At 39.9% G+C, this 14,781-nt stretch carries 14 protein-coding genes; 7 read left to right on the forward strand and 7 right to left on the reverse strand.

Annotated features, from left to right (window positions below):
* The first annotated feature begins 179 nt into the window (after positions 1-179).
* On the forward strand, positions 180-566 hold the full coding sequence (locus ACN6OV_RS06125; RefSeq protein WP_427950785.1) for a hypothetical protein: 387 nt from the start codon (positions 180-182) through the stop codon (positions 564-566).
* 133 nt (positions 567-699) lie between these two features.
* Here ACN6OV_RS06125 and ACN6OV_RS06130 read toward each other — a convergent pair whose 3' ends face one another.
* The 5 genes from ACN6OV_RS06130 to ACN6OV_RS06150 all read right to left on the reverse strand — a co-directional run bounded on the left by ACN6OV_RS06130 (position 700) and on the right by ACN6OV_RS06150 (position 4,216).
* Entirely contained in the window at positions 700-1,293 is a 594-nt protein-coding gene (locus ACN6OV_RS06130) for a hypothetical protein (protein ID WP_427950788.1), read from the reverse strand.
* A 37-nt stretch (positions 1,294-1,330) separates the two neighbouring features.
* Positions 1,331-1,873 carry a gamma carbonic anhydrase family protein gene (locus ACN6OV_RS06135; RefSeq protein ID WP_427950791.1) on the reverse strand — a complete coding sequence of 181 codons (543 nt, stop codon included), beginning with the start codon at positions 1,871-1,873 and terminating at the stop codon, positions 1,331-1,333.
* A gap of 101 nt (positions 1,874-1,974) precedes the next feature.
* Positions 1,975-3,123, reverse strand: a complete 1,149-nt coding sequence (gene dacC / locus ACN6OV_RS06140; RefSeq protein WP_427950794.1) for a D-alanyl-D-alanine carboxypeptidase PBP5/6 — start codon at positions 3,121-3,123, stop codon at positions 1,975-1,977.
* Positions 3,124-3,241: 118 nt separating this feature from the next.
* Positions 3,242-3,628: an MCR_0457 family protein gene (locus tag ACN6OV_RS06145; RefSeq protein ID WP_427950796.1), complete on the reverse strand. Its 387-nt coding sequence runs from the start codon at positions 3,626-3,628 to the stop codon at positions 3,242-3,244.
* Positions 3,629-3,841: 213 nt separating this feature from the next.
* Positions 3,842-4,216: an MCR_0457 family protein gene (locus tag ACN6OV_RS06150; protein WP_427950799.1), complete on the reverse strand. Its 375-nt coding sequence runs from the start codon at positions 4,214-4,216 to the stop codon at positions 3,842-3,844.
* Between the two features lie 117 nt (positions 4,217-4,333).
* Between ACN6OV_RS06150 and surE the strand changes: the two genes are divergently transcribed.
* The 3 genes from surE to ACN6OV_RS06165 all read left to right on the forward strand — a co-directional run bounded on the left by surE (position 4,334) and on the right by ACN6OV_RS06165 (position 7,078).
* On the forward strand, positions 4,334-5,107 hold the full coding sequence (surE, locus tag ACN6OV_RS06155) for a 5'/3'-nucleotidase SurE (protein WP_427950802.1): 774 nt from the start codon (positions 4,334-4,336) through the stop codon (positions 5,105-5,107).
* A gap of 115 nt (positions 5,108-5,222) precedes the next feature.
* The gene (locus ACN6OV_RS06160) at positions 5,223-6,056 is read left to right on the forward strand and encodes a peptidoglycan DD-metalloendopeptidase family protein (protein WP_427950885.1); all 834 of its coding nucleotides are present in this window, start codon (positions 5,223-5,225) and stop codon (positions 6,054-6,056) included.
* A 92-nt stretch (positions 6,057-6,148) separates the two neighbouring features.
* On the forward strand, positions 6,149-7,078 hold the full coding sequence (locus ACN6OV_RS06165; RefSeq protein ID WP_427950805.1) for a LysR family transcriptional regulator: 930 nt from the start codon (positions 6,149-6,151) through the stop codon (positions 7,076-7,078).
* A 68-nt stretch (positions 7,079-7,146) separates the two neighbouring features.
* On the opposite strand, the gene ACN6OV_RS06170 is transcribed toward ACN6OV_RS06165, so the two are convergent.
* Complete coding sequence (locus tag ACN6OV_RS06170) at positions 7,147-8,358, reverse strand: aspartate aminotransferase family protein (RefSeq protein WP_427950808.1); 1,212 nt, start codon at positions 8,356-8,358, stop codon at positions 7,147-7,149.
* A gap of 197 nt (positions 8,359-8,555) precedes the next feature.
* Here ACN6OV_RS06170 and grxD point away from each other — a divergent pair, with 197 nt between their 5' ends.
* The gene (grxD, locus tag ACN6OV_RS06175; RefSeq protein WP_427950811.1) at positions 8,556-8,897 is read left to right on the forward strand and encodes a Grx4 family monothiol glutaredoxin; all 342 of its coding nucleotides are present in this window, start codon (positions 8,556-8,558) and stop codon (positions 8,895-8,897) included.
* Between the two features lie 161 nt (positions 8,898-9,058).
* On the opposite strand, the gene ACN6OV_RS06180 is transcribed toward grxD, so the two are convergent.
* Positions 9,059-11,725 (reverse strand): Lon protease family protein, encoded by a 2,667-nt coding sequence (locus ACN6OV_RS06180; RefSeq protein WP_427950814.1) that lies wholly within the window; start codon positions 11,723-11,725, stop codon positions 9,059-9,061.
* Positions 11,726-11,908: 183 nt separating this feature from the next.
* Between ACN6OV_RS06180 and ACN6OV_RS06185 the strand changes: the two genes are divergently transcribed.
* Entirely contained in the window at positions 11,909-14,047 is a 2,139-nt protein-coding gene (locus tag ACN6OV_RS06185; protein ID WP_427950816.1) for an AmpG family muropeptide MFS transporter, read from the forward strand.
* Between the two features lie 208 nt (positions 14,048-14,255).
* On the forward strand, positions 14,256-14,657 hold the full coding sequence (gene gloA, locus ACN6OV_RS06190) for a lactoylglutathione lyase (protein ID WP_427950818.1): 402 nt from the start codon (positions 14,256-14,258) through the stop codon (positions 14,655-14,657).
* The last annotated feature ends 124 nt before the right edge of the window (positions 14,658-14,781 follow it).

The raw sequence follows: 14,781 nt of genomic DNA on the forward strand, positions 1-14,781 counted from the left end.
AAAAGCACCATGGGGTAAAAACGCTATTCTACAAAATTTAGGGAGCGGTGGCTATGATTGATTTTTTTCTTAATTTCTTTGAGATGCGTTTCAATATTGAACTAAGAAGAGCCTGGAGGAATCTTGTAAGATATATCCATTGTACGTATCTTCACACTGAAAATTATTTTGAGAATTAGATGAAAATACTAAGTTTATTTATTTTTGTGATGTTAATGGTTAGTTGTACTGCAAAAAGTAGTGCTGATGAAAAGTTGTTGCTTGTAGATGATGCAATTCTTGACGTTAAACAAACGCTGCCAAAGAAAAATAATGTATATACGGTTTGGAAAGATATATACAGAGATGGTGTAACTATTAAATTAATATATCAGATGGATAATTATATATTTCCAAAAGATAAAATATATTTGTTAGAAGAATATGCAAAATCAGATTCTGTAAAGAATGTTATTTGCAAATCTTTATTGGAAACATTTGGTTGGGATTGTTCTGTAGAGTCAATTACATATGATATGAATGATACAGTTTTATTTTCTTTTGTTTATAGTAAGAAAAATTGTTAAATAAAAGTGTATTGTTTAATTAGTTAGTGAAATTATAGTTTTAGCCCAGTACTGACCGAATTGTTATAGATTTAACATTACTGCTTTTCAAAACTACTTGCTTAAAAAAGTAGTAATGTTAAATATTTAATTTTTATTCAATGAAGGGAATTTTACTCTCACGAGGCAAATCAGGGAATAGCGTGTAAATCATATCAGGATTCTTTTGCAGACCCGTACCATCAATGTATTTCCACTCCTTACTTTCAATTGGACGTACTGCAAGCATGAAGGAAAGATCACCTGTCATTTTGCGGCCATTCATAGAAATCGTGACTTGTTTGGGTACTGCACAAAACTCATTTCTGCCAATGATATAACTTTGTTTAGGAGCATATGTTTCAACTTGAGAGACATATATTTTATTTTGTTTAAAGGAGTTTGCAGCAAGTTCTAATATGGCATTATATTTATCTTTACCACCTGCATAATTGATAATAGATGAATCTGTTTTTTCGGTGATTAATGCATAATTACCCTTATTCAAGGCTGTGCCGATATCTTTAATTTCTTTGGCAATGATTTTTTCATAATCATCTTTACACTGCGTTGAATTCGCAAAAGCAGTGTTAGAGGTTAAAATTACGCCTGCAAAAAATATTCTAGTAATTAATAAAGTATAAGGTTTAATCAACATTAAAGAGTTACTCTGTATTTGAATTTGTCTGCCAATGAAACGTTGAGACATAAGCTGCAATTGTTAAAACTAAAAACGAATGTGTATATTATTTATTTTGATCAAGATAATTATTCGACACCTTCACATAATTTTGTGCTGAATAAGGCAAGAACGCTTTTTCTTTATCTGTTAAAGGTCGAACTTTCTTAACAGGACTACCGACATATAAATAACCACTTTCTAGAACCTTATTGGGTGGAACAAGGGAGCCTGCACCTATCATCACATCATCTTCAACAATGACATCATCCAAAATAATCGTACCAATACCGACTAAAACACGATTACCAATGGTGCAACCATGTAATTTCACATGATGACCAATCGTCACATCTTCACCAATAATCAGTGGAGAACCTTCAGGTTTATCGGCTTTTTTATGACTAACATGCAACATTGAGTGATCTTGTACATTAGAGTTTTTACCAATACGAATATGGTTTACATCACCACGAATCACAGCAAAGGGCCAGACTGAAACATTTTCCGCCAAAGTTACTTCACCAATCACCACAGACATTTCATCAATATAACAAGAGTCATCAATGTGTGGAGCTGCGTCTAAATAAGGGCGGATGTTTTGGCTCATAGGAAAGTCATCTACAGGTTTTTAGGCAGTATAAATAAAAAAGCACCTAGACCGAAATCTAGATGCTTTACTTTAGTCTTAATATCGAGTTTTCATCAAACTTAGAATAAGTTGCTAAAGAATTGTTTGATGTGATCAATCATTTTTGCAAAGAAACCCGCTTCTTCAATATTTTGAAGTGAAACCAGCGGTTTTTCCGCAATCACTTTACCATTTAGAGTTGCAACGTATTTACCAACTACTTGACCTTGTTTCAAAGGTGCAGTCAATTTAGGTTGCACAACCAATTGGGTTTTAATTGCGTTTGCTTCGCCTTTAGGCATAGTCACGTTAAAGTTTTCAGCTAAACCAACTTGAACTTCGTTTTCTTTACCGTACCAAACTTTGGCTTTGGCAAGCACTTGTTTTGCAGGTTGAACTTTAACAGTTTCAAAGTTTGCATAACCCCAAGCTAAAATTTCACGTGTTTGTGATGCACGTTCATTCATGCTAGGCGCACCAAAAATTACTGAAATCAGGCGAAGTGGGCCGCGTTTTGCAGAAGTGGTTAAGCAATAACCGGCTTCTTCAGTATGACCTGTTTTTAAACCATCTACGCTTGGATCAGTATAAAGCAGAGCATTACGGTTACCTTGTCTAATTCCATTGAAAGTAAACTCTTTCTCGGAATAGATTGGGTAGTATTTTGAACTGTCATGGATAATGTGCTGAGCAAGTGTCGCCATATCTTTAGCAGTTGAATAGTGACCCTCAGCAGGCATACCAGTGGCATTGATGAACTGAGTATTCACCATACCAATACGTTTTGCTTCTTGGTTCATCATATGGGCAAATGTGCCTTCATTGCCGGCAATGTGTTCTGCCATGGCTTTAGAAGCATCATTACCTGACTGAATGATAATACCACGTAACATTTCTAACGCTGTTGCAGTACCGTTGAGCGGAACGTACATACATGACTCAGTGCTGCTACCGCGACACCAAGCCGACTCATTCATACGTACTTTTTCATTTTCAGTTAGCTCACCGCTTAATAACTTTTGTTCAATGATGTAACTGGTCATCATTTTTGTCATTGAAGCAGGGGCTAATTTTTCATTTTCATTTTTAGAAGCAAGGATTTGCCCTGTCTCATAGTCCATCAGCACATAAGATTTATTATTCAATTCTGGAGGTGCAGATAAGACGGTTGCCGCAAAAGAAAAGCTAGGTGCTAGTAGCAATGCAGCAAGGGCGGTTTTTCGGGTCATTCTGGGTGGTTCCAATAACTTAGGTATGAGCACAAAGAGCCTAGCATTTTAGGACAAAGCTAGGCCGACTGCTATGGGGTGCAAGTGCTTATTTTAAAAGTATTGTAACCAATTGGTATTATTTACTGTATGCGGTTAATTCTTGGCAAATTGCACCGTTTTTCTTGTCGCCAGCTTTCTTGGCATCAGACTGTGCTTCCTTTAAAGCTTCTTTGAAACTTTTTTGTTTGCTCAATTGCTGTAATGCATTTACAGGGTTCTTTTCACTTGGCATATATTCTTTCGCTAACTTGGCATAGCCAGCCTCGAATTTTGGTTGATCACCATCACTGACTAATTTTGGACACACTTCTGAAAGTACATAGATAGCCGCCAATTCTTGGGTTGTCACTGCTGGCGTCGGCGTGACTTCGATTTTTTCATTTGCTGCATGTGCAGATATTGAACCCAAAGTAACCGCAGAGAAAGTTAGTGCACAAAGAGATTTTACAAAAATGTTTTTCATTCAAATAACCTAAATTCATTTAATAAGGCAAAATTTAATTTGTCTAGCTTAATCGCATTTAGGAAAGAGGTCAGTAGAAAATTGTATTGAAGCTGTTGGGAAATCAGTAAATTGTGAAAGAAAAAAGGATGAGGTGAATACTCATCCTTTTTATAAAGACTCTAAATCTGTATGCGTTTTACGCATTTAAATGATAAATCGCATAAAAATGGATTAGCCTTCGTAGTTTAAGACATCTTCACAAACAGATTGTTGTTCAGCTTTATCCGTTTGTTTTGCCGCTTGGCGCGCTTCTTCAAGTACAGATTTATATTCGCTGTCTGACTGTAATTTTTCTAAAGTTATTGATTGATCAGAGTAGTCGGCAAGGTATGATTTGGTAAGCGTTGTGATGTTGCCGTCAAATTTAGCATTTTTACCTATGATTGCTGGGCAAACTTCAGACATGACTTGTGCAGCTGCAATATCTTCTTTTAAGATGGTATTTGCTTCTTCTACAGTAAAGTCATTGTTTGCAATTACAGACTGAGAAATAACAACTGCGAAAGCTAAACCCAATAAACCACGAAATGCTATCATTTTATTCATTTTGTACACACATTGATGCTGGATGTTGAAAAGCAAATATATATAATTATTCATATATTTCAATAAAATGTTCTCGCGAGTCATTTTATATATTTATATTAGTTACGGAATTAATCAGTGAATATTTTAATAGCCAACGATGATGGCGTCTTTGCTCCCGGTATCCAAGCACTTGCACAAGCTTTGCGCCCACTCGGCCGTGTGGTGATTGTCGCTCCAGAAAGTGAACGCAGTGGATTTTCAAGTGCCTTAACTTTAGATCGACCATTACGACCGGTCGAAATTGCACCAGATATGTGGGCGGTTAATGGGACGCCTGCGGACTGTGTTTATTTGTCCATGAATGGCTTGTTCGACTTTGAATTTGATCTCGTTGTGAGTGGTATTAACAGCGGTGCAAATTTAGGAGATGATGTTTTATATTCAGGCACAGTAGGGGCAGCTTTTGAAGGTCGTTTAATGAAACAGCCTGCAATTGCAGTTTCTTTAGCTGGCCCAAATGTACGAAGCTATAACAACCCGCAAGATTATGCCATTGCGGCAAACTGGGTACATGATTTTATTGCTCGGGGTTTTCCAACCTTGCCGCCACGACATATTTTGAATGTGAATATTCCTGATGTTCCTGAACTTCAGGGCACCAAAGTGACGTATCAAGGTCGTCGTTTACAATCTAAACCAATTACCAGTCATGTAGATCCGCGTGGACGCCAAGTGTATTGGATTGGTTTGGCTGGAGAGGCAGTTGCAGAACCGAAAAAAGGTTTAACGCATATTGAGTCAGACTTTTTTGCTGTGGCGCATGGTTATGTGAGCGTAACGCCTATACAAATGGATGCGACAAACTACGAGATTTTGAATAACTTACATACAGAGTTATCTAAATCGTAAGTATTAATGTTATAACTTTGTGAAAATGGCGATGCCGCAACTCTTTTGTAGCGGTTTTTTGCTAATCTTAGCCCATTCATAATGACTATAGTTTGAATTATTAGTGAGGAAGATGATGTCCCCGGTGTCACAAAATCGCGTTATTGCCGCTCCTGCAGCACTGTTTAAGACCCTTGTTTTATCTGCTGCTGTGATTAGCACTGTGGTAATCACAGGCTGTGCGTCAAAACCACAAATTAATAATGCGACTCGTTATGCGACTGCTCCAGATTATTATACAGTCCGTTCGGGTGACACATTAAGTGGCATCGCTGCTCGCTATGGATTGAGCTATGTCAGCATTGCAGAAATGAACGATATTGCACAGCCTTATCGTATTTATGTTGGGCAGTCGATTCGCCTGAAAAATGGCGGTTCACGTCGTACCACATCGACTCAGGCGATGACACAAGCTGCGCCAATTCAACGCCAAACTATTGCTTTGCCAACGCAAACTGCACCAGTCACTCAAGCCTCTAAGACACCTTCAACAACAGTGACGCGTACGACAGTACCTACACCTGTGGTGACGGCGTCAAGTTTACGGTGGGTGAGTCCTGTATCTCGTCCTACGGTTTTACAAGGCTATAACTTAGCCTCGAATATCAAAGGAACGCGTTATTCGGGCAATGTGGGTGATGCAATTTTTGCCGCTGCTGATGGGCAAGTGGTATATGCGGCTGATGGACTCAAAGAATATGGTAACTTGATTTTAATCAAACATATTAATGGCTACATTACCGCTTATGCACACAACAGCAAAATGAATGTCAAAAGTGGTGATGCTGTAAAAGCCGGCCAGCAAATTGGCGAAATGGGTTCGTCGGGTACAAATCGTACAATGCTTGAGTTTCAGGTACGTTTAGACGGTAAACCAATTAATCCGACGGCTGTTTTACCAAATAATTAAATTTATAATGCAAAAGCTTAATATCCCCGTATAATACAATGAGTTGCTTTTATCAAATGATGAAGCTTCTCATAAGTTTATGAGGGAAATTTATGTTAGATCAACTCCGAGCAATGGGTGTCTTTGCTTGCGTTGTAGAAAAAAATTCATTTAGCGGCGCTGCTCGTGAGTTAGGAATTACGACAAGTGCCGTGAGCCAGCAAATACGCTCTCTTGAGCAAGATATGGAAGTCGTACTCTTACATCGTTCTACACGAAAGTTGAGTTTGACTGAAGCTGGACAGGCTTTTTTTCACAGCTGCCAAGAAATGCTCTCAGCGGCCGAACGTGGCAAAATCCGAATTAACGAATTGCGCGACGATCTTGTTGGTGAGTTGCGTATCGCTTCAACACCTGAGTTGTGCGCAAATCACGTCATTCCTGCCTTATCACATTGGATGTCAGCACATCGCGGTTTGGCCATACATTTAGAAGCAGATAATCAATATATCGATTTGATTGATGGTCGTATTGATATTGCTTTAAGAATGAGTTCAAAATTTGATGAACAACAATTTCACGTTGTTCCATTAGCACGTGTTGAACAGGTACTTGTGGCTGCACCGAGTTATATTAATCAAGCAACGTTAATTAGCCGCCCTGAAGATTTACTCAATCATGACTTACTGCAAATTAATTTGATTAAAAATTACCAACAGTTTGCATTTGAACATGCCGGTACGCAAGAGCAGGTGGATATGGAGTTAACTTCACGTTTCACCACCAATAATGTATTTGCTGCAAAATCAATGTGTTTACAAGGTCATGGGATCGCTAGAGTCTTATACCTCGATATTCAGAAAGACCTATTAAATGGCTCATTAGTTGAAGTGCTGCCTGAATGGCGTTTGCCGTCCTATACTTTATGTGCAGTGATGTCTAAACGTGAGCAACAGCCGACCAAAATTCACCGCTGTTTAGATGCCTTAAAACAGTATTTTAGTCAGTTGCCTGGCGGGCGAGTTTATCAAGAAGCATCATAATTATATTTTAAATTATTGCATAAGAATAAAAAAAGCCGCTTCATGCGGCTTTTTTAATACGATAAATTTTAAGCTAAAAAGCTTTTTACCATTTTAACAATACGCTCAATAAGTTGATCTGCTTGTTCTTTGGTAATATTTAAAGTTGGCAATAAGCGAATCACCGAGCCCGCGGTGACATTGATAATCAAGTGATATTCATCACGTGCAATCGCAACCAATTCACCACATGCTTTTGGTAATTCAATACCGACCATTAAGCCAAAACCACGCACTGTTACATTTTGCTCAGCCAATTGAGCTGTAAATTGCTCAACTAAATAAGCACCCATGTTTGCAGCATTTTCAACAAGCTTTTCTTTTTGGATGGTATCAATCACAGTATAAACTACACGTGAACCCAAAGCTGTACCGCTGTATGTTGAACCATGATTACCGGCAGTTAAAACACCAACGCCACGACCTTGAGTCATCACCGCACCAATCGGGAAGCCATTTCCAAGACCTTTTGCAGTGGTCAATACATCTGGCACGATGTCGGTGTGCTGGTAAGCAAAATATTTACCTGTACGGCCGTTACCTGTTTGAACTTCATCTAACATCATTAACCAGTTATTTTGGTTACAAATACGACGGATATCTTCGAGGTAGCTAAAACCTTGAGGGGCAGTATTTACACCACCTTCACCCTGAATCGGCTCAACCAAGATCGCTACGATATCTGGATGGTTAATGGCAGCTTCTTCAATCGCTTCAACATCACCAAAAGGTACACGCACAAAGCCTTCAACCAATGGGCCAAAGCCTTCTTGCACTTTTTTATTACCAGTTGCAGATAAGGTTGCCATGGTACGACCGTGGAAAGAATGTTCTGCAACAATAATTTTTGGTGTTGCGACACCTTGCATATGACCAAATTTACGCGCAATTTTAATTGCACCTTCGTTTGATTCAGCGCCACTGTTTGAGAAGAATACTTCTTCCATGCCAGCCACTTCAGCTAGCTTTTGCGCCGCCGCAGTTTGCCAAGGCACTTCAAATAAGTTACTGGTATGAATGAGAGTCGCAGCTTGTTCAGCAATCGCGGTGGTAACAGCAGGATGCGAATGACCTAAACCACATACTGCAATTCCTGTAAGTGCATCTAAGTATTCAGTGCCATCTGCTGTATATAGGTAAGCACCTTGACCTCGGACAAAGCTGATCGGTTGGCGGCCAAATACTGGCATCAAATGCGATGGGTGATCAGTTTGTACTGGGGCAAGGGTAATGTTATTCATGACTAACTCTATCTGTCAGGTGATTGAAATAATATAGAGGTGACGCCATTTTCATATGAGCATCAACTGGTCTATATAATCAAAATATGCTCCGAATGAAAAGCCGAAATGTAAATAAAACGTGAAATATTGCTTTAGTCATATTGTTTTACTCAGTTTTGGGTATAATGCGAAGCAGATTTATTGAGGATATATCAATGACTGATCAAGCACGCGATACAGAAGCGTTAATTCGTGACCAAATTGCTAAACATGCAGTTCTACTTTACATGAAAGGTACTCCACAGTTTCCACAGTGTGGTTTCTCTGCTCGTGCGGTAGAAGCACTCAGTCAAATTGGCCGTCCATTCGCTTATGTAAATATTCTTGAAAATCAAGATATTCGCGCGACACTCCCTAAAATTGCGAACTGGCCAACATTCCCACAATTATGGATTAACGGTGAGTTAATCGGTGGTAGTGACATCATGCTTGATATGTTCCAAAAAGGTGAATTACAACCTTTAGTTGAGCAATACAGCCCAGCTCCAGAAGCTTAATTTATTTCAGATTAAGCTGTAAAAAAAGCGCCAGATCGGCGCTTTTTTCATGACTAGAGTTTTGTAAATGAACTAATCTAGGAGCTTTATTCACCACCCAACAGCGAATTATCGAAATCGAGTGGTGAATAAATCGTCAATTGAATCAAGTGGGGCTAAACTTATTTAGTTTCAGCCTGATCAGATACTTCAGTGCTTTCAAGTAAATTTTCGGTATCAGGAGTCGCCTCAACTTTTACTTCCGTTTTTTTTGCCTTCTTGTCTTTTTTTTCTTTCTTCTTCTTTTTTTTCTTTTTCTTCGGCTCTTCTTCCTCGAACCCAGCACCATCTTCAATCGCTTGCCAGTATTCAAGTTGTGCCATCACTGCTGCATAAATTGAATCTTTGCTATAACGACCTTTTTTATCGAGTGTGCCGACTGGGCGAGCCATCAAAATTTCCAACGCTTGATCGATGGTATCAATGGCATGGATATGGAACTGACCTTGTTGTACCGCTTCAATCAAATCTTTACGCAGCATAAGGTGTTGCATATTTTGACGCGGGATAATCACACCTTGCTTGCCCGTCAACCCTTGAAGTTTGCAGGCATCATAGAAGCCTTCAATCTTGGCATTGACACCACCAATCGGTTGAACCTGACCCAGCTGGTTCATGGAACCGGTAATGGCCCAAGACTGATCAATCGGTAATTGGCTGATGGCAGAGATTAAAGCTGAAAGTTCAGCCACTGTTGCACTGTCTCCATCGACTTGACCATAGCTTTGTTCAAAGGCAAGGGCCGCAGAGAAATGCAAAATCTGTTCGCGACCAAAATGTGCTTTTAGGAAACTCGACATTAATAACACACCTTTGGCATGTAGTGAGCCGCCAAGTTCAACACTGCGTTCGATATCGAGAATATCACCGCCGCCTTGATATACCGAAGCGGTTAAGCGTGAAGGCAAACCAAATTCAACATCTGCATATTGAATCACTGAGAGGGCATTAATTTGTCCCAAGCGATGGCCTTTGGTTTCAATCAGCTGTGTGCCACGCGTCAAATCTTGCCAATACAACTCACGTAAATAGCCTAAGCGGTATTTGCGGTGATCGAGAGCGGTGTTGATGTGATTTTCAGTCACCATTTTGTCACTCGCCAATGCGGCATGATGATGCGCTTCACGAATCAGATCACCTAAGGTGAGGGCATGTAATGACAATGAACTTTGGTCTTCAGCTTGACGACTTGAATCAGTAAGTAAAGCCGCTAAAGCTGAACGGTCAAAGGGTAAAAGTTTATCTGTTTGGACATAATCAGCAATGAGCTGCATATAAGCCTGCTCATTAATGTCATTACGTTGTAATGTGTCTGTAAAGTCAGCGCGGATTTTAAATACACTACCCAGTTCAGGCTCAAGCTCTAAAATGTCATAGTAAATATCAGGCTCAGCCAATAAGATGACTTTGATATTTAAGTCAATTGCAGCAGGTTCGATCGAAATGCTGCCAGTCAGTGTCAGCATATGCTCAAGTGAGGAAAGCTTTAAATGACCCGATTTCAGTGCACGTTTTAGCCCTTGCCATGCATAAGGTTGTTCAAGTAATTGTTCGGCTTCTAAAATTAAGAAACCACCATTGGCTTTATGCAATGAACCGGGACGGATTAAGGTGAAATCTGTAGTAATCGTACCATTTTGAGTGAGTTGTTCCACATGACCCAATAAGTTGTAATGGGTTGGGAAATCTTCAAAAATAACCGGTGCACCAGTATTCGGTTTGTGGCTTGCAATGATATTGGCTTGATAGCGTGAAGGCACACGGTTGAATTGACCCGGAGTGAAATCGTCCTCTTCTTGCTCAAGGACAAATTCAACATTATTGATCAGATCCTCTGCATAGTGTTTGAGATAATCTTCTAAACCATCGACTGAACTGAATTTATTAAAAATCAGATCAATACGTGGCATGACCACTTGTTTGGCAATTTCACGATTTAAAATCTGAACTTGATCGCGTGCATCATCTTCAAGATCACCTAAATGCAGTCCCAAACGCTCCAGTTTTTTGTCCATATAACGCATATTGGAGGCAATTTCGGCACGTTGTTTACTGCTTAGCGCATTGATGTCTTCCTTCGACATTTCTTGATATTTATTATCAACCAAATGCACAGGGACAAAGCAGTGCTCATCATCTTGAGAAATCAGTTTTAAATCAAATTCTTCACCTTCACGCGTCAGGTCGATTAGGGCTTGATGTTGTTCATCGCCTGCATGTTGGCGAATCATTTCAATACGGTTGTGATAAGTTTCAGCTGTAAAGCGCCGTTCCAGTTGTTTTAAGATCGTTTGCCAGCTTTGATGCAGCAACGTTTGGAACTTGGTGGCTTGTCCCGCAGGAAATTGAAGCGCCAAAGGTTCACGCGGAAATTTAAAATTATTTACATACACCCAGTCATCTGGGGTAGGTATATTTTTCGCGTGTTGTTGCAATAAGCGCTTAATCATAGTGCGCTTACCTAAACCGGCAGTCCCTACCGCAAAGATGTTATAGCCAGAGTAGGGTAATGCGATGCCCGCTTCCACCGATGCTCGCGCACGATCTTGTCCTAAGAAATCGTTAAGCGGCTTAATACGTTTGGTTGAGGTTGGAATTTTTTTTAAGTCAGGCGTATGGGTCAACTGCACGGGTTGCAGCTGAGTTTTGGTTAAGGTGTTTTGAATATCAGGTTGATCAAAAGCGCTCTTGAGTGATGTTACTGTATCTTGTGGATTGTTCGTATTGGTATCATTTAGGGTTGCTGAAGTTGATAAAGAAGAGTGAATTTGTTCAAGTCTCTGGGTCACTGTTGAATCCAAAACAAAAGATAAGAGGTATGGATTAAAGGTATACAGGTTTAGTGCCAAAGATCAAGCAAGCACGAGTGAATAATCGATAAAATAAAACAATGATTTCATAAATGTTGTTGAAACGAATACGATTAAGCGATTGAATAGCAGGATTCGATTTTTGACAAAAATAACTGAGTCATGACAACACAAGCTTCAGGATGGAAATCTGCTTTTACCGCATTTTTAGACCGACGTGCGCTGATTATGCTGTTCCTTGGTTTTTCAGCCGGTATTCCAATTCTTTTAATCTTTTCCAGCTTATCGCTGTGGTTAGGTGAAGCCGGGATTGATAAAAGTGCAGTCACTTTTTTTAGTTGGGCCGCATTAGGATATTCTTTTAAATTTGTTTGGGCACCCTTGATTGATGAACTGCCTGTTCCATTTTTAACGAAACAGCTTGGACGGCGTCGAGCTTGGTTGTTGATTGCTCAGGTGTTAATTATCTGCGCCATTTCGATTATGGCATTTTCAGATCCGGCTTTAGGTCAAAGCTATATTTATCAAATGGCGGCAGGCGCAGTATTGCTTGGTTTCTCTGCGGCGACGCAAGATATTGTGATTGATGCTTACCGTATTGAGCTGGCTGAAACTGAAATGCAAACGGTTTTGGCGTCGACCTATAACGCAGGCTATCGCATCGGGATGATTGTTGCAGGTGCAGGGGCTTTGTTTCTTGCTGCATATTTAGGAACGGCTAAAGGCAACTACATTTACGAGGCGTGGAAATACACCTATTTAGCCATGGCTGCGGTGATGTTGGTGGGTATCATCACGACGCTGTGTATACGAGAGCCTCAAGTTGACCGCATCCATAAAGACTATAAACGGACCGATTATTATCGCTTGGTCGCGGTATTTTTCTGTGCAGTGATCACCTTTGTATTGGGCTACATTTATTCAGGTGTAGTTGTAGAGGCATTAAAATCAGCATGGGCAATCACCGATTCATTCCTATTGTTCTGTTTGGAAGCGGTACGATTTATTGGGTCAGGCGCAGTCGCTTTAGCTGTCGGTTCTCTGTTAGTGAAAGCGGGTGCTGTAAATAAGCAAATGGCCTTTGAAACTTGGGTCAATCCCATTGCGGACTTCTTTAAACGCTATGGAATGAAGCTAGCATTGGTCTTACTACTGCTCATTGGTTTCTATCGTATTTCAGACATTATTGCAGGTGTCATTTCCAATGTGTTCTATCAGGATCTGAATTTCAGTAAAGAACAGATTGCCGAAGCTGTTAAAGTGTACGGAGTGATTTTTAGTCTTGTTGGTGGTTTCCTCGGTGGTTTGCTTGCACAGCGTATGAACATCATGAAATTGATGTTTGTCGGTGCGATTTTGGCCAGCTCAACTAACCTGATTTTTATTGGCTTGGTAAAATCAGGGCAAGCGTTGGGTGAGGTAGAAGTCATTGCAGGTGGGCAAAAGTATATGGTGCATCCTGATGAAACAGGGGCTTGGAAAGTTCAAGTTCCAGTAAAAAGTCTAAAATCAGGACAATCCATTCAGGCCAGTGCAGGTTATTTAAACGCTGAGTCAGCGCCTGTGCATGTCAATATGCCATATCTAAATGGTGCAGCAGCGAATCAATTGCTGTTATTGCCAGTAACTGCAGATAATGTAATTCATGCCAATGAAAGCCAAAACAGCATCGTGGTACGTGGTCAATTTGCCCAGCAGTTAAATGAAGCGCAAAAGTTACAAGTACTCCTAGATGGCAAGGCATTTGATGCCAAACTGGATAAAGAAGGGATTTTTAGTGCAGTCATTCCGGGTAAGGAATTAGCAGCTTCTGTATCTAAAAAAGTTACCGCACAACTGTTAAAGGGGACACAGGTTCAATCAAGTCAAGAGCGTCAGTATGAGGTAGATACCTCAGCGAATATGGCAAGCGTCCTTGATATTGATATTCAGCCGATCAATCTGGCCGCAGCGGATCATGGTCAAATTGAGCTCAAAGGTAAGGTGATTAAATCCTACAGTTCAATGTGGTTATATTTTGCCATTATTGTGGATAATTTGGCTTCAGGTTTAGCCGGTGCTGCATTTATTGCATTCTTATCGAGCCTAACTAGTGTGTCATTTACCGCAGTTCAATATGCGATTTTCAGTTCATTAATGACCTTAACACCGAAGATTTTAGGCGGTTATTCGGGAACGATCGTGACCAATATCGGCTATCCAAACTTCTTCTTAATGACCACTTTAATTGGTATTCCAATTTTAATTTTAGTGGTTTGGGTTGGAAAACTCTTAAAAGAGCATGAGCAGAAATCAGGTTAATTGGATTGCTTCACATAAAAGCCCGCTTTAATGAAGTGGGCTTTTTTTCAATACAGAAAATAGCCTAAGCATAATCAAATGATTGATCCATAATCCAGTCTATATCATAAAAGAGAGCCTTGTGTGAAAAGTGAAAAGTGAAAATTGAACTTTTGAACCTAAATCCCTATAGTATTCAATCAGAATTATCGACTTAGGAAATATAATCATGCGCATGCTGCATACCATGTTACGTGTAGGCAATTTGGAGCGTTCTTTGGCGTTCTATACTGAAGTACTCGGTATGACTTTGCTTCGTAAACGTGACTATGAAGAAGGCCGTTTTACTTTGGCATTTGTCGGCTATGGTGATGAAGAAAATCACACCGTACTTGAATTAACCCATAACTGGGATACCGAAAAATATGAATTGGGCAATGCCTATGGTCATATCGCCATTGGCGTGGAGGATGCCTACAAAGCCTGTGAAGAAATCAAAGCACGTGGTGGAAATGTAGTACGTGAAGCAGGTCCAATGAAGGGCGGTGTAACGGTTATTGCATTTGTTGAGGATCCCGATGGCTACAAAATTGAATTAATTCAACAAGACTTGAATGCTCGTAATAATTAAGCGCCTGATTCAAAATCCTACAAATTATTTTTTTCGTTTATAAACTTACGAAATAATGAATATAAGGTTGAAAAAGCTCGCTTTATTTAAAATGCTCAGTAAGATGAAAATTTACTCAATGGTA

This window comes from Acinetobacter sp. (genome assembly GCF_050285345.1).
In the GTDB taxonomy this organism is placed as follows: domain Bacteria; phylum Pseudomonadota; class Gammaproteobacteria; order Pseudomonadales; family Moraxellaceae; genus Acinetobacter.

Coding starts and splice junctions, on each gene's coding strand:
- dacC (WP_427950794.1), bottom strand. CDS start 3,123: ATGACCCGAAAAACCGCCCTTGCTGCATTGCTACTAGCACCTAGCTTT.
- ACN6OV_RS06125 (WP_427950785.1), top strand. CDS start 180: ATGAAAATACTAAGTTTATTTATTTTTGTGATGTTAATGGTTAGTTGT.
- ACN6OV_RS06145 (WP_427950796.1), bottom strand. CDS start 3,628: ATGAAAAACATTTTTGTAAAATCTCTTTGTGCACTAACTTTCTCTGCG.
- ACN6OV_RS06170 (WP_427950808.1), bottom strand. CDS start 8,358: ATGAATAACATTACCCTTGCCCCAGTACAAACTGATCACCCATCGCAT.
- ACN6OV_RS06165 (WP_427950805.1), top strand. CDS start 6,149: ATGTTAGATCAACTCCGAGCAATGGGTGTCTTTGCTTGCGTTGTAGAA.
- ACN6OV_RS06160 (WP_427950885.1), top strand. CDS start 5,223: ATGTCCCCGGTGTCACAAAATCGCGTTATTGCCGCTCCTGCAGCACTG.
- ACN6OV_RS06150 (WP_427950799.1), bottom strand. CDS start 4,216: ATGAATAAAATGATAGCATTTCGTGGTTTATTGGGTTTAGCTTTCGCA.
- grxD (WP_427950811.1), top strand. CDS start 8,556: ATGACTGATCAAGCACGCGATACAGAAGCGTTAATTCGTGACCAAATT.
- ACN6OV_RS06130 (WP_427950788.1), bottom strand. CDS start 1,293: ATGTCTCAACGTTTCATTGGCAGACAAATTCAAATACAGAGTAACTCT.
- ACN6OV_RS06135 (WP_427950791.1), bottom strand. CDS start 1,873: ATGAGCCAAAACATCCGCCCTTATTTAGACGCAGCTCCACACATTGAT.
- gloA (WP_427950818.1), top strand. CDS start 14,256: ATGCGCATGCTGCATACCATGTTACGTGTAGGCAATTTGGAGCGTTCT.
- ACN6OV_RS06185 (WP_427950816.1), top strand. CDS start 11,909: ATGACAACACAAGCTTCAGGATGGAAATCTGCTTTTACCGCATTTTTA.